Origin of the sequence: Ruminococcus champanellensis 18P13 = JCM 17042, assembly GCF_000210095.1 — a bacterium.
Lineage (GTDB): Bacteria > Bacillota > Clostridia > Oscillospirales > Ruminococcaceae > Ruminococcus_F > Ruminococcus_F champanellensis.
This window is the reverse complement of record NC_021039.1, coordinates 1398234-1420102: the sequence shown is the minus strand read 5'-3', so window position 1 is coordinate 1420102 and position 21869 is coordinate 1398234. Positions and strand designations below refer to the sequence as shown.

The following is a 21869-nucleotide window of genomic DNA, read 5'->3' as shown; positions in this document are numbered from 1 at the left end:
ACCGGGCAGAAAACTCCTTTCTAATTTAATTCATACACCTTGCCGAACAGAGAGGTCACGACCCCCATCAACTCCAGCTCCGTCAGGGACATCATCAGATCCTCCATGCTCAGCTCCAGCCGGGTAGCAAGCACATCCGCATGCATCTTGCCCTCCTGTTCCAGGCAATTCACAATGGCTGTCTGCAACAGATCCAGACTGCTTCGATCTCCCTTGGGCTTTGCCGTTGTTTCCGGCTGCTCCGGTTCTGCGGACTGCTCTGGCTGCTTTTTGGGCTTCACCACAGGCGGCGGCAATTCCTCCTCCTGGGACAGCACCGCCGACTGGCTGCGCTTTGCCTCATAGGGGGGATCCACAGGCGTCGATAGTTTATGCGGATAGGTGGTGTAATATTCGTTCAAGATATCGTTCAGTGTGAACACCGGGATCGCCCCGTCCCGCAAGTAGCGGAACACCCCTGCATACCGGCGATCCAGAATATCTGCCGGAGGCACGCAGAACACATCCCTACCCTGATCCGCCGCATGCTCTGCGGTAATCAGGGAACCGCTGCCAATGGCAGCCTCCACCACAACAGTACCCAGGGACAGACCGCTGAGCACCCGGTTCCGCTTGGGGAAATTGCTGCCCATAGGCTGGGTACCCGGCAGGAATTCCGTCAGGATCAGTCCGCTTTCGGTCATCTGCTCCTTCAGCTCCGCATTTTCCTTGGGATAATTCACGTTGATACCGCAACCCAGTACTGCAACTGTAGGCAGATTCCGCCGCAGGGCAGCCCGATGGGCGGCAGAATCCACACCCAGGGCAAAGCCGCTGACGATGGTCATGCCGCATTCCGCAAGCCCTCCTGCCAACGCCTCTGTAACCCGCAGGCTGTAAGGGCTGGGGCGCCGGGTGCCCACCACGGTCATACCGATGTAATCCCGCAGAAGCTCCAGATGCCCCAGGGAAAACAGCACCAGAGGCGGATTGTAAATGCTCCGGAGAATGGCAGGATACTCCGCCTGGTCAAAGGCAGTAATGGTGATCCCATTGCGCTGACAGTATTCGATCACCGCATCCACCTGTTCCAGATGGGCTGTCCGGGCAGCACGCTCCTCCGCAGGCGTCAGCCCGGTGACCTCTCCCTCCCGCAGGGCGAAAAAGGCGTCATGGGCGCTGTCGAAATGATCCAGTAGCTGCCATACCCGGGGATTTCCTGCGCCGAACACCAGGCTCAGCCACAACCAGTACCTTGTCTCGTTCATACCTGTCCCCCCTGTAATTCCCAAAGAATGATTCCCGCTGCCATTGCCGCATTCAGAGAGTTAATATGCCCCTGCATCCGGATGGTCAGCCGGGTATCACAGGCATCCGCCAACTGTGCCGGGATGCCGTTGCCTTCGTTGCCGATCATCACAGCAGCGCTGCCATTGAAGTCACAGCTACGCAGCTCCCGTGCGTCCGGATCGATCACTGCCGCATAGGTATGTACCCCAGCCGCTTGCATTCGGCAAAGGAGCCTGTCCGTATCCGGTTCCTGCCATAATGGCACCCGGAACACAGAACCCATGGTGGCACGGATGACCTTGGGGCTGTACACGTCGCAGCAGCCGCACAGAAACACCCCGTCAATGCCCAGGGCGTCCGCCGTCCGCAGGATCATGCCCAGATTGCCCGGATCCTGTAACTGGTGGAGCATCAGAAAATGTCCGCCCCGGTACAGCACCGGCTGGTAATCCTCCTGCCGGGGCATCCGGCAAAGGGCAAACACGCCCTGGGGCTGCTCAGTCTGGGCGATTTTTGCGCCAAGCTCATTTGAAATAACCAGCAAACGTACTTCCCTCAAATCAGCCTGCGCAAGGAATGCAGGATACTTTTCCAAAGCCGATTCCGTCACCATCAGACACTCCAGCTGTGCCTGCTCCAGCAATGCATCCTGGACGAGCCGTACCCCCTCCAACACAAATAGACCATCGGCGTACCGCTCCTTTTTCGAGGCAGCAAGCTTCTGGTAGCGTTTGATATTCACATTGTCCTTTGAGGACAAAACAGTGTTGTGTTGCAATCGTACACCTCCGTTTCTGAACTGTACCGGACGGAGCCGCATATATAAGGATGCCTTTCCGCACAAACGCACGGAAAGGCACTTGGTTCATGTACTTACTGAAGCGCAGCCTTTGCCTGCTCAGTAATCTTTGTGAAACCGGCAGCGTCGTTGATTGCGATCTCAGACAGCATCTTTCTGTTGAGTGTGATCCCAGCCTTCTTGCAGCCGTTCATGAATGTGGAATAATTCATGCCGTTGAGCTTGCATGCTGCGGAAATTCTGGTGATCCACAGTGCCCGGAAATCTCTCTTCTTCTGCTTACGGCCGATGTAAGCGTAGTTGCCGGACTTCATAACGGCCTGCTTGGCCATCTTGAAGTGCTTGCTCTTATTGCCCCAGTAGCCCTTAGCCAGCTTTAATGTTTTATTTCTTCTCTTGCGAGTTGCCATTGCACCCTTCACTCGTGCCATTGTCTTATACCTCCAAAATATATTTACTCAGAAAATCTGAAACTGCATTCCGCAGACCCGGCAGCCGGATCTTAGAGATAGGGAACGAGCTTCTTGATGGTCGGTGCGTTTGTGCAGTCGCAGATGCCGGCGCCCCGTGCGATTCTCTTCCGCTTGGTGTCCTTCTGGGTCAGTCTGTGTCTCTTGTTGGTGTGCTGATACTTCACCTTACCGGAACCGGTTACCTTGAAGCGCTTCTTTGCTCCGGAATGCGTTTTAACCTTAACCTTTGCCATTGTATAGTCCTCCTTCAATTACTTGGATGCCTTCGGTGACATGAACATCACGATGCTGCGACCCTCCATCTTTGCCGGCTTATCCACGACAGCAATGTCGCCGCATGCTTCACGGAAACGAGCCAGCAGCTCCTCACCCAGGTGGGGATGCGCAATCGCACGCTTGCGGAACCGGACGGAAACCTTCAGCTTGTCGCCGGACTGCAGGAATTTGATAGCCTGGTTGACCTTTGTGTTGAAATCGTGGGTATCAATCGCAGAAAACATACGGATTTCCTTGATCTCCACAACCTTCTGGTTCTTGCGGGCTTCCTTTTCCCGCTTTGCCTGCTCAAAGCAGAACTTGCCGTAGTCCATGATCCGGCACACAGGCGGAGTCGCCTGGGGCGCGATCTTGACCAGATCCAGATTCTTGTCATAGGCGATCTTCTGCGCTTCCTTTGCGGAAAGCACACCCAGCTTTGTTCCCTGATCGTCGATTACCAGCACCTCACGGTCCCGGATCTCTTCGTTGATCTGATGTTCCTGTTTGCTAATTTCCAGCACCTCCAAGTCAGTTTTCAAAACAAAAATGAGTGCAGAAAGCATCCTGCACTCATACGAATTCCATGTAAAATGGGTTCATATTGACCGAACCATGCATGCACGGGCGGTGAGAACAGAAAGTCCTGCTTTGTTTTTACTGTAATAGTATATACCCTTTTGCATCGTTTGTCAAGTACTTTTTTCAAATTCGTCCGCACTTTCTCTGATCCTGTCCCAGAGCCGGGAAAACACCTCTGCGCACTTAAGTCTTGCCCGGTACCGCCGGGGATTGGTCAGCAGATCATACTCCCCCTGGTCGAAATACGCTTCCGCCTGGTCTGCATCGCTCCGCACCGACTCTGCCGCCGGGATGCACAGGGGCGGATACATCACGCACCACCAGTTGTGACCCTCCGCCTCCCCGATGGTGATCCGCAGCGCCTCATACTCCCCGGCCGGCATGGTCAGATCCTCATACACCCGCTCATCAAAGGGCATCTCCACCAGCTCCGCCTCCACGTCATAAGTAAAGCCCTGCTCCTGCACTACCTGCCGGGCAATCTCCCGGATCCGGTCCAGCTTGCTCTGGGCGGCATCATAGGCCTCCTCCAGGGTCTGCGCATCCCCGAACAGCTCCTCCGAACAGGACAGAAGTCTGTCCCGGACTGCCAGCTTCAGCGCCTGATCTTCCTCACTGTCGGAGTTTGCAAGGATGTGCAGCCGCAGCACCTGTGCCTGCAGCTTGTCCACCGTGCGGGATACACTGCTTACATTTGCATAAAGGATCGCACCCAAAAGTCCAGCCAGTAAAATCAGTTCCAGTCGTTTCATGTTACATCGCCTCCGACTGGAATATGCCCAGCCGGCAGCAAAATATACATGCAAAGAAAAAAGGGAGATTCCTCTCCCCTTCTAGCCTTAAGGCAACACCGCACAAAGCCCACCTGTCGGCTATGCGCAGCATCTGCTGACGTATTTTCCGTCATATCACACAGAAACTCCTTGCAATACGCCAGTATTCCTGCGTCGTTTCTATGCAATCTGACGAAAAATCTGTTGGCACATCTACCACACATTCTTTGTGCGGTATTACCTTAAGAAATCGTAATGGGGCGGTTGGTACCGATCAGACCAATGTAGCTTTTGCCTGCATTCACGGACAGTTCCTTACCGCTCTGGTCAAAAAGCCGGATGGGCTGATCTTCTGCGTCCTTTGTCCACTTGATCTCCTGGGCTTCCCCCAAGGAAATGTAGTAGCCCGTGCCCCCCTTCAGTGCCACATCCATCAGATAGCCGTCCGGCCGGGTGTGAATATCCGTCTGCAGCAGGATCACGTTGGTAAAAGCAAGCTGCTTGTCAGCCTTCTGATCCATGTGGGGCTTGCCGGAATGCTGCTTGAGATAGGTCTCGCTGGACGCATCGTAGGTAAAGGTGCTGAAATACTGGTCAGAGAATGCAGCATTCACCGTTTCACAGCTTTCCCCGTCCGGCTTTTCCGGCTTTTCCGGATCCAGGAACCGGAATGCATCTTCGGCGGTGGTATCCGTCCGGAAGCCGAACTGGTCAATGGCATCCGGCACCGCATCCCCCTTCAGATACCCTGTATGCTCCGTGTTGTACTTGCCCACCCGGTCAGGATCCCGGAAGAAGATCACCTTATTGGCAATGCCGCCGCCATCCATCCGGTCAATGCCCAGACGCTCCAGCGTATCCTTGGCGATGGTCTGGTCACAGCCCCAGTGGCAGTAAATGGCATCCATGCCGTATGCCAGGATCGGGTAGTAATACCGGCAACTGCGCACAGAGCAGATATCCGGCAGGTTCGTGTAGTCCGCATACACCGCCATGAGCCGGGTAATCCCCCCCTCCACCGGAATTTCGTAAATGATGTCCGCCGCCGCAATGCCGTACTGAGGCAGGGAGGGTTTTACATTGTTCACCATTACCGCAATGGGTCGTTTCCCCACTGCGTCCTGGTTATAGCCGGTCTCCCCGGTCAGGGGATTGTGCACTGCGGAAACCGCCTCTGTTGCCGGTTCCGCAGGCTCGGTTTCAGCCGCCGTCTGCTGTGTCCCGGCAGTGGTAGCCGGTGTCGATGCCATGCCAGAGGACTCCTCCTGCTTGTTTCCGCATCCTGCTGCGGTCAGCAGTGTGCATGCCAACAGAATTGCCGCAATTCTTCTGATCTTCATTTGAAAGACTCCCTTTCAGCCGAGCGCCCTCAGCGCTCATTCGCAACCTTTGCGATATTCTCATCGTTCTTGGTAACCGGATGTGCCTTTACCAATTCATCGTATGCAGCCTTATAGCCTTCATTGTCCAGCTTGCCGCTGATATCCGCCTCCCACTTGGGCAGACTGTGCTTTACAAAGTACATCACATGGGCGCCGTACTGGGTTTCCACAATGTCCGTGTCCCCATCCTTCCGGCTCTCGTCAAAGCACCACTGATCGAACTCCTCTACCATTTCTCCGGGATATACCATCTCGTACAGACCGCCGCTGCTGGCAGAACCGTCCGCCGAATACTGCTTTGCAAGCTCCGCAAAGCTTGCCTCATTGGCAGCGCCGTTCTTCCATTCCTCCAGCACAGCCTTTGCCCGCTCCAGAGCAGCCTCCGCAGAGCCGCATTTCTCCGTGGACAGGAGAATATGCCGGATGTCCACCGTAAGCTGTTCATCCCGTGCCGGCTTGCTCAGCAGCAGGTACACCTTGCATGCAGTGTCGCTCTGGGCAATGTAGGTGTCCCCCGGCTTTGTAGTATCCGCTTTTGCCCATGCGGTCACCTCATCCCCAAAGCTGGACAGAGCACCGGTGGTCTTGCATTTTTCCACAGTCTGGGCGGCAACATCCTCTGCAACCCCGGTGCCGGTCAGATACTGCTTCACCCAGGTCTCAAAGGCTTCCTTGCTGGTAGTCTGATCCAGAAGCTTCGCCTGCTCCATGGCTTCCTCTGCGGTCATGCCCTCCTCGCTGATGGTAAAGGCGTAGGACATGGCATCCAACTGCAAGTAGTCATCCGCATGCTCTGCGTAATACGCTTCCCAGTCCGACTCCTTGGTCTTGGTATCCGCCAGAATCTTGTTGCTGTACTTGGTGGCGATCAGGGAATACTCCACCGCCTTGCGCACATCCTCCATCCGCACCCCGGTGGCATAATCCTTCAGATTGATCTGGGACAGCTTCTGCTCCAGATCCGCCTTTTCCGTGTCATCCAGGGTCATGCCCTGGGCAGTGGCTTCCTCCAGCAGCACCAGCATCTGCTCGTTGTTGGAGGTAACGGTCTGCATCAGATAATCAAACCAGGTGGTATCCCCCTGGTACTTCTGCTCCTTCAGGGATTTGTTCGGATCCACCCCGATGCGCTTGAGATAATCCGTACCGCTGGCAAAGAAGGATTTCTCCAGCTCGACATAATAATAGTCCATCATGGCGTTGTTGACTTCAAAGTGCTCACTGGACATTGCCACCCGGTTATGTAGCAGAATGCCGCTGCGCTGCACCGCAAAAATAGTCCCCCAGGCAATGCCTCCCACCAGCAGCACCGCCCCTGCGGCAATGCCGATCCGCTTCCAGATCCGGCTCCGCTTTGCCTTTTTGGCAGCCGCACGCTCCTGTTCCCGTTTTTTCTCCACATGGGCAGGCAGTTGCTTGGGCTTGCTTTGTTTTTTCAGCTTTTTTGAATTCGCCATATCTTTTGTTCCTTTCTATCCGCCGCTAATCCAGCAGGGTTTTCCAATGCTCTGCATGCTGCGCCGCAAAGCACATTGCAATCTGTTCCCGGTTGTTCTTCTCCTCTGCCAGAGGCGGCAGAGCATCCAGCGAAAAGTAGTCGCTGGCAACGGTTTCGGTATTTTCCCGGAATGCGCCCCCGATGACGGTGCACCGGACAAAGATCTTACATATTTTATATGCATAAACCGGCTGGTTATGCTTTTCCCGGTCCTGCACGGCGATCACCAGATCCGCCGTCACATCCAGTCCGGCTTCCTCCCGGACTTCCTTGACCACATTTTCCAGCACGGACAGATCCACATCCACCCAACCGCCCGGCAGGGACCAGGTGCCGTTCTTCTCCTGTACCAGCAGGATCCGGTCATCCCGGAAGATGGCTGCCCGGGTATCCAGCTTCGGAGTCTGGTAGCCGGTTTCACAGCAGAACAGACCCTGTACCTTTTCAAAGGGCATCTCCCCCTGGTGGGCAATCATCTGGGCGGCAATGCTGCGAATCTCCGCATACCGTTCCCGGTCAAAGGGATCCTTTCCGTAATAAAGCCCTGCCTGTGCCAGCGCCTGCAGGCGCACAGCCCAGTCAAGCCAGATCAGATTCTGCGCCATACCATCCCTCATTTCGACCAGTTTCGCATATAGCATGTATCATTTTATCACAATTCATCTCATTTGTAAAGCCCCTTTTCGGCATTTAGCACAAAGAGCCTCATATAGGCACAAAAAAAGATCTTCCGAAGCGATTCGGAAGATCCTTTGGAGGCGCCACCCAGATTTGAACTGGGGATGAGGGTGTTGCAGACCCTTGCCTTACCACTTGGCTATAGCGCCGTTTTTGTGCCTGATATATTCTACGCACAAAGACCCGTTTTGATACCAACGGAAGAAAAAATTTGGAGCGGATTACGAGGCTCGAACTCGCTACCTCCACCTTGGCAAGGTGGCGCTCTACCAGATGAGCTAAATCCGCAGTGGCGACCTGGATGAGACTCGAACTCACGACCTCCGCCGTGACAGGGCGGCGTTCTAACCAACTGAACTACCAGGCCAAAGTGGTGGGAGCTATAGGGCTCGAACCTATGACCCTCTGCTTGTAAGGCAGATGCTCTCCCAGCTGAGCTAAGCTCCCACACTCGCTGAAGCGAATCGTTCAGCGACAATAAATATTATACACGCATTACATCCGTTTGTCAAGCGTTTTTAGAAAGTTTTTTATTTTTCTAATTCCCGTACTTCCTGGGGCGTGAAGGAGTACACCTTGTTGCAGAAATGACAGCAAACCTGGATCTCCTCCTGCTTGGACGCAATATCCTCCAAATCCTGCTTCCCCAGGCTTGCCAGCACCCCCTTGGTGCGCTCCCGGCTGCAATCGCACCGGTATGCAACCTCCGCCTCGTCCAACAGATTCGGGTTCAGTCCCTCCAGCAATGCCATAGCAATCTGCTCCGCCATCATGCCACTGGTGAGCATCTGGGTCACGGAAGGCAGCCGGTTCACGTTGTCCTCCAGGGTTTGGATGCATGCTTCATCCGCAAAGGGCAAAAGCTGCACCAGATATCCCCCCGCCGCCTGCACGGTCAGATCCGGGTTCACCAGTACCCCCAGACCGCACACGGTAGGAATCTGCTCGCTGACTGCGTAATAGCTGGTGATGTCCTCTGCGATCTCTCCGGACACCAGGGGCACCATGCCAACATAAGGCTCCTTCAGATTCAGATCCTTCACCACGGACAGGGTGCCGTTTCTGCCCACTGCGCCCCCTACATCCAGCTTACCCTTGGCATTCAGAGGCAGCTCCACCACCGGATGGGAAGCGTAACATTTCACGTTGCCTCCGGCATCTGCCACAGCCACCAGTTGACCGGCAGGACCATCCCCATCCACCCGGATGGTCACGGACTCCTTGTCCCCCTTCAGACTGTAGCCCATCATGGAGGCAGCCACCGAAAGCCTGCCCAATGCCGCAGTGACCACTGCGGATGTTTGATGAAGCTGTTCAATCTGCGCCACCAGATCCGTTGCATCCACTGCTGCCGCTACCACGGATCCATCCGCAGAGATCACTCGTTTCAGCTGTCCCATGTTACTTCCTCATTTCTTTCTGGCTGCAAAAATCAGCCGATCCGTATTCTCTGTGGGGGGATCCAGACTGTCCGCCCCGTATACCGCTTCCACTGCAAAGCCCGCATCCTCCAGCGCCTGTTCCAGTACCTGCCGGGGGTATGCCCGCTCCCGGAACTGCTCCGTCGTGCGGGTATAATGCTCCCCGTCCCCGGATTCAAAAAAGTCCAGGGTGATGGTCACCGTAGCATCCCCGTCAAACCGGTTTTCCCACACACAGTAGACCTCGTCCAGGTCAAACAGGAACACCTGATCCCCCAGAGTCACCCGATGCTTGTGCAGGGTGTTCACGTCAAACAGGAACAGCCCTCCCGGTTCCGTATATTGACTCACCCGGCGGAACACATTCTGAATATCCGGAAGCCCCGGCAGGTGGTTCAGACTGTCCAGCATGCAGATGGTCACGTCCACTGTACCGTACAGTTCCAGACGGCGCATGTCCTGGCACACATACTGAATGGGCAGACCACTTTCGCACTTCTTCTCCACTGCCTCGTTGAGCATGTCTCCGGAGCCGTCCACCCCGATCACGTCATAGCCCCGGCGTGCCATAGCCTCCGACAGAGTGCCGGTGCCGCAGGCAAGATCCAGCAGCACACAGTCCTCCACCGGATGCAGTTGGCGGATCAGCTCGTCCAGATATGCCGCCCGGGCTTCGTAATCTACGTTCTCCGTCAGCAGATCGTAGTACCGGGCAAAGACGCTGTAGCTCCGGTCACTGTTCATGTTCGTGATCCTTCATGCGGCTGAACACAATGCTGTAGCCATCACAACCGTTGATGAGCGAACGGTTCACCCGGCTGATGGTGGCAGTGCTGGCGCCGGTTGCCGCCACGATATCCGTATACACATGATGCTCGTTCAGCATTTTCGCCACCTGCAGCCGCTGGGAAATGGCCTTCAGTTCCTGTACGGTACAGAGATCCTCAAAGAACTTGTAGCATTCCTCCATGGTTTCCAGGGTCAGAACCGCTTCAAACAAAGCATCTACGCCGAATTCCTTTAATTTATTGTTCATAGTCAATCCTCCGTGAACATCTTTCCTTTCCAATTATTTTAGCACACTAAAATGGAAAAGTAAAGAGGGAATTTCAATGGACAATGGGATGCAAGCTCGGATTATGGTAATATTGCACAGAGCCGCCGGACGGGCTTTGGGCATGCTGCCTTATAACCCGAACCACTCCTTGAATGTTCCACTGAGCATCCTCTGGTTGTCCGCAAAGCCGAACCCCAGATTCATAAATCGTGCAAACTCCTCCGTTGGCTCCCACATGGGAAAATCCGTACCAAACATGCAGTTTTCCACGCCGTAGTGCTCTATGAGCTTCCGGGCATATGCAGGATCCAGCATCGGCAGGGAGCTGCTGGTGTCAAAGCGGATATTGGCATTGCCCCGCAGACACTCCCGTGCCTCCTCCCAGCAGCGGTATCCGCCAAGATGGGACGCCATGACCCGCAAAGTGGGAAAATCCTGCATCACCCGTGCCAGCCGCTCCGGCTTGGAATAAGCATACCGGTCATCCCCCATATGGATCAGCACCGGCAGCCTGCCTGCGATCTGCTCATAGATTTTGTATGCGCCGGGACTGTCTATGTCAAAGCGCTGAAAATCCGGGTGCAGCTTGATGCCGTGCAGCCCCAGACGGATAATCCGGTTGGTTTCCCCCTCCAGGTCAGCGTAATCCGGGTGCAGGGTGCCAAAGCCGTAAAATTCCGGATGCTTGCCGCATTCCTCTGCAATAAAATCGTTGATGCTTTCCACCTGATGACTGGTGGTGGCGGTGGAGCAGACCAGGTACCGCTTGGTGCCGATCTTGGCACCGCACTGGAGCAGCCGCTCTGCATTGCCCTCCTCCGCCATGGGAATATCATAAAAATGTCCGATATTCACCGTTGCCTTTTCTGCAATTTTTGGCGGAAAAATATGTGTGTGGGCGTCCATAATCTCAAATTCTTCGCATTGAAACTTTTGCAAGGTGCATTCCTCTTTTCCGGTAATCCGGACGGCAAACCGCCGTCCCGCCGCCCTTTGCGGCTGCTTCTATTGTAACATGCAGCAGCAGATTGCGCAAGTCCGTCTTTAGAATTTGTCACCAACTTGTAAAGGAATTCTTATTGAAATTCACGAAAAAATACGGTATAATCATGGGTGCAGGAATTCGCTGCATACAGAGAGACAAGAAAGGACATGATCACAACAAATGTACTACTGCTGCGGCATTACAAGTCAGGGCGTCATGCCCCACAACGAGGATGCGTTTCTGATCCATAAGACCGTGATCACCGACGGGGCATTGGAAGCAAAGCTGGCGCCCCCTTTTCTGCTTGGGGTCTCCGATGGGGTATCCGGAGAGGCATCCGGTGAAGTCGCCTCCCGGCAATGTCTGAATCTCATCAGCAGCATCCGCTTTTCCAGAAAGACCAATATGGAACGCAAGCTGGAGGATGTGCACAATCTGCTTGCCCAGTACGGCGCCGGCAACAGCGAGACCCGGAACATGCAGGCAACCTTCTGCGGCATCGGTGTAGACGAAAACAATCTGCTGCATTTTTTCAACGTGGGTGATTCCCGGCTATACCGGTACCGGAACGCAAAAATGCGGCAGCTTTCCACGGATCAGTCCCTGGTGCAAATGCTCTACAAGGAAGGCACCATTACCAAAGAGGAGCAGAAAACCCACGCCTACCGGCACATTATTTCCCCGGTGATGGGCAACCTGTCCCACACCCCCACCCCGGATATCCAGCATGCAGGAGAGCGGATGGCATACGGAGATGTGCTGCTGCTGTGCACGGACGGTCTGTCCGATGTGGTATCCCCTTCAGAAATGGAGGAGATCCTGGCACTGCCCCTGCCTCTGCCCCGGCGGCTGGAGCGGCTCATTGCCCTGGCGCTGAAAAAGGGCGGCAAGGACAATGTGACCATTGTGGCAATGGTATTCTTTGAAGCATAGGCTGTACTGAGGTGATGCCCTTGGATGCCTGTACCCTGACCGCTGCAGTCACAGCTGCTGCCAACAGCCTGGCATGCAGGATGGACGATGATGAGCTTGCCGTTATGGCAGCCATGTTCACCCAGTTGGGAGATACCCTGGCGCTGATCGCCGTGCAGCGTGGACTCTGCAATGCAAGGCGGCAGAAGGATTCATCTGAACAAACGAATGCGCAGGCATAACCGCCTGCGCATTTTTTATGCTTACAGCCCAAAGGGTGCAATGCTCCGGGCAAGGATCCCCTTCATATGTGCAATGAGAATCCCGTAATTGGTCATGGGCACCCCCTGGGATCTGGAAAGGGCATACCGGTACCGTACCTCCCGGGTGTTCAGCATGCAGCCGCCGCAATGCACCACCATAGCATACTGCTCCAGCTGCTCCGGAAAATCCGTACCGCTGGTAAAGTCAAATTCCAACTGCCTTCCGCTGTGCTTTTTCAGCCATGCAGGCAGCTTCACGGTGCCGATATCCCCGCACTGCCGATGATGGGTACAGCCCTCGGATACTAAGATCCGATCCCCGTCCTGCAAATGATCCGCCGCCATGGCACCGGCGGCAATGGCGGAAAGATTCCCCTTCGCCCGTGCCATGAGAATGGAGAAGGAGGTCAGAGGAACGGATTCCGGGGTATCCCTGGACACCTGACCGAACGCTTGGCTGTCGGTGATGACGATCCTGGGCGGCGTATTCAAAGTGCTTAGGGTTCTGGGCAGATCCTCTGTCTGACACACCACTGCGCTGGCGTGAGCATCCAGCACGTCCCGCAGCACCTGCTGCTGGGGCAGGATGATCCGACCCTTGGGAGCGGCTTCGTCAATGGGGATCACCAGCACCACCAGATCCCCCGGCGCCAGCAGATCCCCCACCAGCCGGGGGGATTCCTCCCTGGGCACTGCCTGGATCATCGCCTGCTTCAGAGCATCAATGCCCTCTCCGGTGCGGGCACTGACAAAGACCCCTTCCCCATCCCGGCGGTCAGTGAGATCACACTTGTTCCGCACCAGCACATAGGGAATGCTCCGGCTGTTCAGCTGCTCCAGCAACGCAAGCTCAATTACATCCAACGGCTCTGCCCCATTGGTGACCAGTATCGCAAGATCCGTTTTCCGCATGACCTGCATGCTTTTGTGTACCCGCTGGCTGCCCAGCTCTCCTGTATCATCCAGACCGGCGGTGTCGATCATCAGCACCGGCCCCAGGGGCAGCAGCTCCATAGCCTTGCTCACCGGATCGGTGGTGGTGCCCGGAGTGTCGGACACGATAGCCATGGGCTGATTGGTCACAGCATTCATCAGACTGGATTTTCCGGCATTGCGCTTGCCGAAAAAAGCAATGTGCAGCCGGTCAGCGGACGGGGTTTCATTCAGACTCATATGCATACCTCCTATAAAAATGGGCGCACTGCGGGATTCGCAGCACGCCCTTGTGCTTTTTGCTCAGAACCGGAAATCCCGGCTGCCCTGTTTGATCTTGTCCAGATTCTCCCGGACGATCTGCTGTACCTTCTGGCTGGGGATGGTGGGAATCTCCTTCTGGATCAATGCCCTGCCCACCTCTCTGGTGTGGGGGGACGCATAATCCTCCAGGTATTCGTCCAAGGTCATCAGCGCATTGGGGTGGCAGCAGTTCTGGATCTGCTTGCTCTTGCAAAGCTGCATGAACCGGTCACCGGTTCTGCCCTCCCGGTAGCATGCGGTGCAGAAGGAGGGAATATACCCCATGTCCATCAGCCAGCACACCACCTCATCCAGGGTACGCTGGTCGGATACGTCAAACTGCTCCGTATCGTGGGGACGTTCCTCCTCGCAATAGCCTCCCACGGAGGTTCTGGATGCGCCACTGACCTGGGAAATGCCCAGTCGCAGCAGCTTTTCCCGGACATCCTGGCTTTCCCGGGTGGAAATAATCATGCCGGTATAGGGCACTGCGATCCGGATCAGAGCACACAGCTTTGCAAAAATCTCGTCGCTGATGCTGTTATCAAAAGCGTTGGGATCAATGTCATCCGCATGCTTGACCCGAGGCATGCTAATCGTATGGGGGCCCACCCCATGTACCGCCTCCAGATGCTCCGCATGCATCAGCAGTCCGGCAAACTCATACCGATACAGCTCCAGACCAAACAGGACGCCCAGTCCCACATCATCAATACCGCCCTCCATGGCACGATCCATGGCTTCGGTATGGTAGTTGTAGTCATGCTTGGGACCGGTGGGATGCAGCTTCAGATAGCTTTCCTTGTGATAGGTTTCCTGGAACAGGATATAAGTACCGATGCCCGCATCCTTCAGACGGCGGTAGTTTTCCACCGTAGTGGCTGCAATATTTACATTGACCCGGCGGATGGCACCGTTCTTGTGCTTGATCGAATAGATGGTATTGATGCAATCCAGAATATATTCAATGGGGTTGTTCACCGGATCCTCTCCGGCTTCAATGGCAAGCCGCTTATGCCCCATGTCCTGCAGGGCAATGACCTCCCGGGCAACCTCCTCCTGGGTCAGCTTCTTCCGGGCAATGTGCTTGTTCTTCATATGATAGGGACAGTACACACAGCCGTTGACGCAATAGTTGGACAGGTACAGAGGGGCAAAAATCACGATCCGGTTGCCGTAAAAGTCCAGCTTGATCTGCTCCGCCAGTTCGTATACCTCCGCCAGCTTGTCCGGCAGCTCGCATGCCAGCAGCACGGAAGCCTCCCGGTGGGTCAGACCCTTCCGCAGCTTTGCCTTTTCAATGATCTGATCGATCAGCTCCACATCCGCCTTGTGGGCATCTGCATAAGCCAGAGTGTCCCGGATTTCATCGTCGTTGATAAAATCATCGGCGCACATGGATTTTACATCATACATACTTTTCCATTACTCCTTTCTTCCAGGAGACGCAAAAAAGCGGCTCCTGCAAAGGCGCAGAAGCCGCGATGGGGTTCAGTCATCGCAGTTGCTTCGCCTTTCCCCTCAGTCTCACTTCGGGTTCAGTTTTTGCAAGGTGTTCCCTGTCTGGGCTGCATTCAGGTTACGGTACTATTATAGCACGGATTGTCTGAAAATGCAATACGCAATCCCGCCTTGACAAAATCAATCCTTTTCCGGTATACTGTATGCACAATTACAAAGGAGGATGTACATGAATACGGAACGCATCAAAAAAATCAGCGGCGGCCTGTTGATACTGCTGGGCATCTGCTCCCTGACCTTTCTGCCGGGCATGGGCTTTTCCACGGGAACCATCAGCATCGACTCTTTCATACCTATGGCATACATCATCACCGGTGTGTGCCTGCTTCTGAACCGAAGCGAAACCTTCATGATCCGGAGCATGGCGGTACTGGAAGCCCTCTGGGTACTGCCATCCCTGTGGCTCAGTCTGCGGCTGCTCCAGGCTCCGGCTCAAAGCATCGTCACCGGCATTCCCGGCTTTTTCAGCAAGATCCTCTGGCTGTATTACCTGATCCATGCATTTCGGTTCGGGGTGCTGGCTCTGTTGGGCTTTTATGTGCCATACGCCAAAAAAGGCGCCCTGGTAGGCATGATCGTATATGGCGTGCTGGCAGTGTCCAAGGTGTTCTCTCCCCGTGCCTTTGTCCTGTATCTGGGCTATGCTCTATTGTTTCGCCGCCTGCGACAGCAGGAACCGGCACAGAACATGCCACATGCCGGGAACCATCCCAACGGGCAGGGAGATGTGATTGAAACCCATGGAGAAGTGGTACAGGATCACCCGGAAGGATAACGGCGTATGCAGGAGCATATAAAAGAATACGGGAGCATACACCGGAAATCACGCATCTCACCCGGCGCAGAACCGGCGATTGCGCCCATGCCCGGATGACGAGGTTTCAAAAAAGCGGTGAAATCCGTCCAATTTGGTTGAATTTATTCCTTTTCGGCACTTGTGTTTTTTCTGCTCTTATGGTACACTAAGATTACACCGGTGATCCCGAATATTACATAAAGGAGGGATGAAAAAACATGGATATGTTGATTTGGGGCATTGTTTGTATTGTCATGGCAATTGCAGAAGTGGTCACACTGCAGCTGGTCAGCGTATGGTTTTCCGTGGGCGCATTGGCTGCCTTTCTGGCAGCGGTATTCGGCGCAGGCAGAACCGTACAGTTTATCGTCTTTGTGGTGGTATCCGCTCTGTTGCTGGCATGCACCCGCCCGATCATCAAAAAGGTGATGTGCAAAAAAATAGTACCCACCAATGCAGACCGTGAAATCGGCAGCACTGCAACCATCATCGAAACCGTGGACGGCGCACGCGGCACCGGCAGAGCCCGCAAGGACGGTGTGGACTGGATCGCAGTTGCCGCAAACGGACAGATCATCCCGGAGGGGACTGTGGTGCGAATCACGGATATCCGGGGGGCAAAGCTCTTTGTAGAGCCGGAAGCCGCTCCCCAGCCTGCCGCATCCGCAGCAAAGCAGTAATACAGCATTGTTAGAAACAACAAAATATGGAGGAAATGTGTATGTTTGGTTCAATATTAGCATCCGGCTTCGGCACACTTGGATATCTGATGGTTGCGATTCTTGTGATCGTCATTTTCCTGGTCAGCCGGATCCGGATCGTTCCCCAGGCAAAGGTTTACATCGTAGAGCGTCTGGGTGCATTCCACGGCGAGTGGAGCACCGGCCCTCACTTCCTGGTGCCCTTCCTGGATAAGGTGGCACGGATCGTGTCCATCAAGGAACAGGTTGTAGATTTCAAGCCCCAGCCGGTAATCACCAAGGATAACGTTACCATGCAGATCGACACCGTTGTCTTTTTCCAGATCACGGATGCAAAGCAGTACACCTATGGCATCGAGCATCCTATGGCAGCCATTGAAAATCTGACTGCAACCACTCTGCGTAACATCATCGGTGAGCTGGAGCTGGACGCAACCCTCACCTCCCGTGATGTCATCAACACCAAGATCACTGCCCTGCTGGATCAGGCAACGGATCCCTGGGGCATCAAAGTGAACCGTGTGGAACTGAAAAACATTCTGCCGCCCCGTGAGATCCAGGACGCAATGGAAAAGCAGATGAAGGCAGAGCGTGAGCGTCGTGAAAAGATCCTCCAGGCAGAGGGCGAAAAGAAGTCCCAGATCCTGGTTGCAGAAGGTGAAAAGGAATCCAAGATCCTGAAGGCTGAAGCAGAAAAGCAGTCCGAGATTCTCAAGGCTGAGGCAGAAAAGCAGGCGCTGATCCTCCGTGCGGACGCTGTCCGGGAACAGAAGGTTCTGGAGGCAACCGGTGAAGCCCAGGCAATTGAAATGGTACAGAAGGCGCTGGCGGACAGTATCGTAAAGCTGAACCAGGCAGCCCCCAACGATCAGGTCATCAAGCTGAAGTCCCTGGAGGCATTTGCAAAGGCAGCGGATGGCAAGGCAACCAAGCTGATCATCCCCAGCGAGATCCAGGGGCTGGCAGGCATGGCTGGAAGTCTCAAGGAAATCATCAAGGAACAGTAATAGCAAGTACAGCAAAAGCCGTAGGAGCAAGGTTCTCTGCTGGTGAGACAGAAAAAACCAAATTTCTTGGAACAGGCATGATTTCGGTCATGCCTGTTCCGCTTTTAGTAGGGAGTGTTGACACTAAGATAATATGCAGATTTTCGAGCATACATTTTACATAGACAAGGCAAAAAGCAGGATGCGTGAAATTTTGCTGAAAAGATACGTTGTTAGGCTTAGTATCAACACGCCCCAGTTCATCCACTATCGGCTATGGTTCACTGAGAAAAAGACAACGCTTTTGCACACACTGCCGATGGTTAGATTTCGTTCCATGCTTACTCCATTTCCAGCATCCGGGCAAGGTAGCTGTCCGGATGGGCAAGCAGCTCTGCAAAGCTGCCCTGCTGTTGAATCTTCCCGCTTTCTACCACGATGATATGATCCGCACTGCGGATGGTGCTGATCCGATGGGCAATCAGCAGCACGGTAATATGCTTGTCCAGATTCCGCAGCACCTGCCGGATGAGACATTCGTTTTCATAATCCAGGGATGCGGTGGCTTCATCCAGCACCAGCAGTGCCGGATTTGAAGCCAATGCCCGGGCAAGCACGATCCGCTGCCGCTCTCCCCCGGACAGCCGCACTCCCCGATCCCCCACAAAGGTATCCATCCCCTGGGGCAGCCGCTGTACAAAGTCCCATGCCTGGGCACGCTGCAACGCCCGGATCAGCTGCTCCTCCGTCAGCTCCGGATGGAACCGAAGGATGTTTTCCCGGACGGTACCGTTCAGCAGTAATGGCTCCTGGGGCACATAGCTGATGCATTTGCGCCATGCGTCCATGCGCTCCGGCGTCAAGGGCGTGTCATCGATCCGGATCTGTCCGGCGGAAGGGGTCAGAAAGCCGGTAATCAGATCCACCAGAGTGCTTTTCCCGGCACCGGAGCGTCCCACCAGCGCCGTCACCCGGCATGCAGGCACCGACAGCTCCAGATGCTCCATCAGCGGGGCGTCCGCCCCCTCATAGGCAAAGGATACGTCCGAAAGCCGGATCTCCCGGTGCAGGGTCAAGGGAGCAGTCTCCGGCTGGGGTATGCAGGCAGACCGGGATAAGGTGTGCACCGTTTCCTCCATAGCCTGATGCACCGGTACGGCAGTCATCACATTTTGCAGAATGCTTTGCAGAGAGGTATACACCGGCCACAGCCGGGAGAAGATGTATACGATCACGATCAGCTGTCCGGCGCTGACAGATAAAAACGCCTGGGCAAAGAAAAACGCCAAAGCCACCAGCACAGCCGAGCCGATGGTATAAATCATGGCAGGCAGGGCGGTGAGCCGGGTCAACTCCAGATAGTTTGCCCGGTACAGCTCCGCCGCATCCCGGAAGCGCTTGCTCTGTGCCTGCTGAATGCCGTAAGAGCGGATTTCCTTCATGCCGCTGATCTGGTCGTCGATCTCCGCAAAAAACGTCAGTGCGGAGCTGCGTATACTCTGACCGCACTGCTTGGAGCGGCGCATCATGGGACGAAAGGCAAGGAAAAATCCACCGCCGCTAACCAGTACAAACAGGGTCAAGGGCACGTTCATCACCAAGGCAATGGCAATCTGCACCGCCGCCGTCATCAGCAGAGATATCCCCTGTACCAGCTGGATCGCCGCATTGCTGATCCGGGTACAGTCCGCATGAAACAGGTTCAAAAGATCCGATCGCCGGAACCGGATCAGATGCTGCCAGTCCGCCTGGGATACTGCCCCGTACAGCCGCAGCCGCAGCTTGGTCATGTAGTCCTGGGTGAGTCTTGCGTGCAAAAGCTGCACATGTCGGTTCAGCAGCGCCTTGCAGACCATGGCAAGCACGAACACCCCCAGAATGCATGCCAGCTGCACATTGCCGGACACATTCGGCAGAAACCGGTTCAGCACTGCCCAACGGCTGCCGGACTGTATGTCAAAGCATTGCAGCAGGGGCACCAGCAGCAGTACGCTGACGCCCCCGGACAGGGATACCAGAACGGACAGCAGTACCATCCGCACAAACCCCCGGGGATCGGAACGGTAAATGTCCCGGAGCAGGGAAAACATAGGACTCCTCCTTTCTCTACTGGGCATCCAGCAGCATCTGAATGCGATTTTCCACATTCACAAGGGTGCCGCTGGTGTCATAATCCACACTGACCAGATGGGCGTCGGGATAATGCCGCTGTAAATTCGGGTACATGCCCTTGCCGCAGATATGGTTGGGCATGCATCCGAAGGGCTGCACGCACAGCACCTTCCGGATCCCCAGCTCCACCATCTGCACCGCCTCACAGCTGATGAGCCAGCCGTCCGCCGTATGCACACCGTAGGGGATCAGTTCCTGCCGGGTGCGGCAGAACCGGTCATAGGGATCCAGGCACTGGAATCCAGCCTGCCGGACGGCATCCACCAGTTCCGTCTGCACCCGGTTCAGATACCAGAGCAACGGTTTGCAGGCTCTGCCCCAGGCGGCGTCCTGTACCATATGGGTGTCCAGATAATACAGGGCATACCAGGATAGCCCGTTCACATACACCTCACAGTTTCTGGCATGCAGATAGGGCACCAGACCGCAGTTACCCATACCGCAGTATTTCACATACAGTTCCCCTACGATACCGATCCGCTGTACCTGGCGCTGACACCGGGGAATTTCCGAAAAGGATCGGGCGATCTGCGCAAACAAAGCCTTCCGCTCGTCGTGCAGCAGAATGCCGCCCTGAAGCCGCCTACCCAACTGCTGCCGCCACCGGGCAAGCAGGGTCTCCGCCGCTCCCGGCTCCTTCTGATAGGGCAGGGTCTGGTGATACACCAGCATCAGCAGATCGCCGAGCAACGCCCCATTCACCGCCCGATGGAGCATGGAAGGGGTAACGTGCAGCTTTGCCCCTTCCTCCAGTCCCTTGACATTCAGGGACAGAATGGGCACGCTCCCGAAGCCTGCCCGGCTAAGGGCTTTGCGGATCATATGCAGGTAATTGGAGCCCCGGCAGGCATCTCCTGCCTGGGGAATCATCAGCACCGTATTGGAAAGGTCGTACTGCCCGCTGCGGAGAGCATGGAGCATCTGTCCGATGATGAGCACTGCCGGATAGCACAAATCATTGTGGGCATACTCCAGACCCAGGGCAGCAGCCTCCGGGCAAGCCTCCAGGATCACCGGGGCATACCGGGGCGTACAGAAGGCATACCGCAGCAGCGGAAAATGGAAATCCAGCATAGCCGGAATCAGTATGGTGGTTTTCGACACGGTATCCCCTCCTGTACAATCATTGCATCTGCGTCCTATTATAACACATTTTCCACCACAGGGCAAGAAAGAGCCGGCAGGATGCAGCCCTGCCGGCTCTCGGTTCAGACGATAGTGTGTCTGGATGGTTCAAAACAGTTCTTCCGGAAGTGTAAAACGTATGGGCATGTCCGGTACATCCGGCGAACCGCCTTCGGATCCACCCACTTTCCCCCTTGGCTGCAATCTGCATGACTGCCTGGTTTCATCGATCATAGGGCACCACACAGGAGGTCTCCGCCTGCTGTACCGCATGTTCCAGTGTCATACCGGAGAAATGGGGCGCTGCAAAGAGCCTGCCGCTACGGCGGTCATCCACGAAGGCACCGATCAGTACCCCGGGCAGTGCACTTTCCGGTGGATTCGGCGCATTGGGTCCCCCCAGATCCGTCCGGCACCAGCCCGGATCCGCAAGACTCAGAATCACGTTCGTGCCGTCATACTTAGAACCAAGATCCACCGTCACCTTATCCAGTGCCGCCTTGCTTGCGGAATAGCCCGCCTGCTGCGGATCCAGGGCAATGCCACTGGTGGTATTGATAATCCTGCCAAACCCCTGATCCACCATGCCCGGCAGCACATGATAACAGATCCGCATGGGAGCAATGGTGTTGATGGCAAAGCTTTTGATGTAATCCTCCGACGGAGTTTCCAGAAAGGCACTGCGGTACGCCACCTGCACTCCGGCATTGTTGAACACAATATCCAGGCTGGTGCCTGTCCGATCGATGCGGGTCATCATATCCTCCACCGCATCCAAGTCGGACAATTCCGCCTCCACGGCATATGCCTGTACGCCCAGCCGCTGTACCTGCTCTAACAGGGAACTGCAATGGGACAGCCGACGGCTGTGCAGCACCAGGTTGCATCCTCGTTTCGCCATCTCCAGGGCAATCAGTCTGCCGATGCCCCGGCTGGCGCCGGTAATCAACGCCCATTTTCCGCTTACGTCAATCATAAAAGCCTC

At 55.3% G+C, this 21869-nt stretch carries 23 protein-coding genes and 4 tRNA genes; 5 read left to right on the top strand and 22 right to left on the bottom strand.

Translation table 11 applies throughout. From position 1 onward, the window contains the following. Positions 1-20 precede the first annotated feature (20 nt). From dprA to RUM_RS06170, 17 genes are all read right to left on the bottom strand, one after another. Positions 21-1247, bottom strand: coding sequence for a DNA-processing protein DprA (gene dprA / locus RUM_RS06250; RefSeq protein WP_015558325.1), 1227 nt, complete (start codon positions 1245-1247; stop codon positions 21-23). Continuing rightward, positions 1244-2047: a TrmH family RNA methyltransferase gene (locus RUM_RS06245; protein WP_162094099.1), complete on the bottom strand. Its 804-nt coding sequence runs from the start codon at positions 2045-2047 to the stop codon at positions 1244-1246. The genes dprA and RUM_RS06245 overlap by 4 nt, the downstream gene beginning before the upstream one ends. Positions 2048-2142: 95 nt before the next feature. Continuing rightward, entirely contained in the window at positions 2143-2499 is a 357-nt protein-coding gene (gene rplT / locus RUM_RS06240) for a 50S ribosomal protein L20 (protein ID WP_015558324.1), read from the bottom strand. A gap of 71 nt (positions 2500-2570) precedes the next feature. After that, positions 2571-2774, bottom strand: coding sequence for a 50S ribosomal protein L35 (rpmI, locus tag RUM_RS06235; protein WP_015558323.1), 204 nt, complete (start codon positions 2772-2774; stop codon positions 2571-2573). Between the two features lie 18 nt (positions 2775-2792). Then, positions 2793-3317, bottom strand: coding sequence for a translation initiation factor IF-3 (gene infC, locus RUM_RS06230; protein ID WP_041326647.1), 525 nt, complete (start codon positions 3315-3317; stop codon positions 2793-2795). Positions 3318-3488: 171 nt separating this feature from the next. Continuing rightward, positions 3489-4130 (bottom strand): stage II sporulation protein R, encoded by a 642-nt coding sequence (gene spoIIR / locus RUM_RS06225; RefSeq protein ID WP_015558321.1) that lies wholly within the window; start codon positions 4128-4130, stop codon positions 3489-3491. A gap of 263 nt (positions 4131-4393) precedes the next feature. After that, positions 4394-5491, bottom strand: a complete 1098-nt coding sequence (locus RUM_RS06220; protein ID WP_015558320.1) for a DUF3048 domain-containing protein — start codon at positions 5489-5491, stop codon at positions 4394-4396. Positions 5492-5520: 29 nt separating this feature from the next. Then, on the bottom strand, positions 5521-6990 hold the full coding sequence (locus tag RUM_RS06215) for a peptidylprolyl isomerase (protein WP_015558319.1): 1470 nt from the start codon (positions 6988-6990) through the stop codon (positions 5521-5523). Positions 6991-7015: 25 nt separating this feature from the next. After that, the gene (locus RUM_RS06210) at positions 7016-7636 is read right to left on the bottom strand and encodes an NUDIX hydrolase N-terminal domain-containing protein (RefSeq protein WP_015558318.1); all 621 of its coding nucleotides are present in this window, start codon (positions 7634-7636) and stop codon (positions 7016-7018) included. A 148-nt stretch (positions 7637-7784) separates the two neighbouring features. Beyond that, a tRNA-Cys gene (locus tag RUM_RS06205) sits at positions 7785-7858 on the bottom strand. A gap of 63 nt (positions 7859-7921) precedes the next feature. Next, positions 7922-7997 (bottom strand) — tRNA-Gly (locus RUM_RS06200). Between the two features lie 2 nt (positions 7998-7999). After that, positions 8000-8076: transfer RNA gene (locus RUM_RS06195), tRNA-Asp, on the bottom strand. A 4-nt stretch (positions 8077-8080) separates the two neighbouring features. After that, positions 8081-8156: transfer RNA gene (locus RUM_RS06190), tRNA-Val, on the bottom strand. An 83-nt stretch (positions 8157-8239) separates the two neighbouring features. Next, entirely contained in the window at positions 8240-9109 is an 870-nt protein-coding gene (gene hslO / locus RUM_RS06185; RefSeq protein WP_015558317.1) for an Hsp33 family molecular chaperone HslO, read from the bottom strand. Between the two features lie 9 nt (positions 9110-9118). Continuing rightward, positions 9119-9874, bottom strand: a complete 756-nt coding sequence (locus RUM_RS06180) for a class I SAM-dependent DNA methyltransferase (protein ID WP_015558316.1) — start codon at positions 9872-9874, stop codon at positions 9119-9121. Beyond that, complete coding sequence (locus tag RUM_RS06175; RefSeq protein ID WP_015558315.1) at positions 9864-10166, bottom strand: YerC/YecD family TrpR-related protein; 303 nt, start codon at positions 10164-10166, stop codon at positions 9864-9866. Before RUM_RS06175 ends, RUM_RS06180 begins: the two co-directional genes overlap by 11 nt. Positions 10167-10316: 150 nt before the next feature. Next, positions 10317-11126 (bottom strand): amidohydrolase family protein, encoded by an 810-nt coding sequence (locus RUM_RS06170; RefSeq protein ID WP_242821758.1) that lies wholly within the window; start codon positions 11124-11126, stop codon positions 10317-10319. 226 nt (positions 11127-11352) lie between these two features. Between RUM_RS06170 and RUM_RS06165 the strand changes: the two genes are divergently transcribed. Both RUM_RS06165 and RUM_RS06160 read left to right on the top strand, forming a co-directional pair. Continuing rightward, positions 11353-12105 carry a PP2C family protein-serine/threonine phosphatase gene (locus RUM_RS06165; RefSeq protein ID WP_015558314.1) on the top strand — a complete coding sequence of 251 codons (753 nt, stop codon included), beginning with the start codon at positions 11353-11355 and terminating at the stop codon, positions 12103-12105. A gap of 14 nt (positions 12106-12119) precedes the next feature. Next, positions 12120-12326 carry a DUF6774 domain-containing protein gene (locus RUM_RS06160; protein WP_015558313.1) on the top strand — a complete coding sequence of 69 codons (207 nt, stop codon included), beginning with the start codon at positions 12120-12122 and terminating at the stop codon, positions 12324-12326. A 21-nt stretch (positions 12327-12347) separates the two neighbouring features. Here the strand turns inward: RUM_RS06160 and hydF are convergent, their stop codons facing one another. Together hydF and hydG are read right to left on the bottom strand one after the other, a co-directional pair. Continuing rightward, positions 12348-13520, bottom strand: coding sequence for a [FeFe] hydrogenase H-cluster maturation GTPase HydF (hydF, locus tag RUM_RS06155; RefSeq protein WP_015558312.1), 1173 nt, complete (start codon positions 13518-13520; stop codon positions 12348-12350). A 63-nt stretch (positions 13521-13583) separates the two neighbouring features. Then, positions 13584-14999, bottom strand: a complete 1416-nt coding sequence (gene hydG / locus RUM_RS06150) for a [FeFe] hydrogenase H-cluster radical SAM maturase HydG (protein ID WP_015558311.1) — start codon at positions 14997-14999, stop codon at positions 13584-13586. Positions 15000-15273: 274 nt separating this feature from the next. On the opposite strand from hydG, the gene RUM_RS06145 reads away from it, so the two are divergent. From RUM_RS06145 to RUM_RS06135, 3 genes are all read left to right on the top strand, one after another. Further along, complete coding sequence (locus tag RUM_RS06145; protein ID WP_015558310.1) at positions 15274-15879, top strand: hypothetical protein; 606 nt, start codon at positions 15274-15276, stop codon at positions 15877-15879. Positions 15880-16118: 239 nt separating this feature from the next. Continuing rightward, positions 16119-16580 carry an NfeD family protein gene (locus RUM_RS06140; RefSeq protein ID WP_015558309.1) on the top strand — a complete coding sequence of 154 codons (462 nt, stop codon included), beginning with the start codon at positions 16119-16121 and terminating at the stop codon, positions 16578-16580. A gap of 41 nt (positions 16581-16621) precedes the next feature. Then, positions 16622-17608, top strand: a complete 987-nt coding sequence (locus RUM_RS06135) for an SPFH domain-containing protein (protein ID WP_015558308.1) — start codon at positions 16622-16624, stop codon at positions 17606-17608. Positions 17609-17928: 320 nt separating this feature from the next. On the opposite strand, the gene RUM_RS06130 is transcribed toward RUM_RS06135, so the two are convergent. The 3 genes from RUM_RS06130 to RUM_RS06120 form a co-directional block, all read right to left on the bottom strand. Continuing rightward, the gene (locus RUM_RS06130; protein ID WP_015558307.1) at positions 17929-19677 is read right to left on the bottom strand and encodes an ABC transporter ATP-binding protein; all 1749 of its coding nucleotides are present in this window, start codon (positions 19675-19677) and stop codon (positions 17929-17931) included. Positions 19678-19693: 16 nt separating this feature from the next. Continuing rightward, entirely contained in the window at positions 19694-20863 is a 1170-nt protein-coding gene (locus RUM_RS06125; RefSeq protein ID WP_041326302.1) for a 2-hydroxyacyl-CoA dehydratase, read from the bottom strand. Positions 20864-21107: 244 nt separating this feature from the next. Then, entirely contained in the window at positions 21108-21860 is a 753-nt protein-coding gene (locus tag RUM_RS06120) for an SDR family NAD(P)-dependent oxidoreductase (protein ID WP_015558306.1), read from the bottom strand. Between the last annotated feature and the right edge of the window lie 9 nt (positions 21861-21869).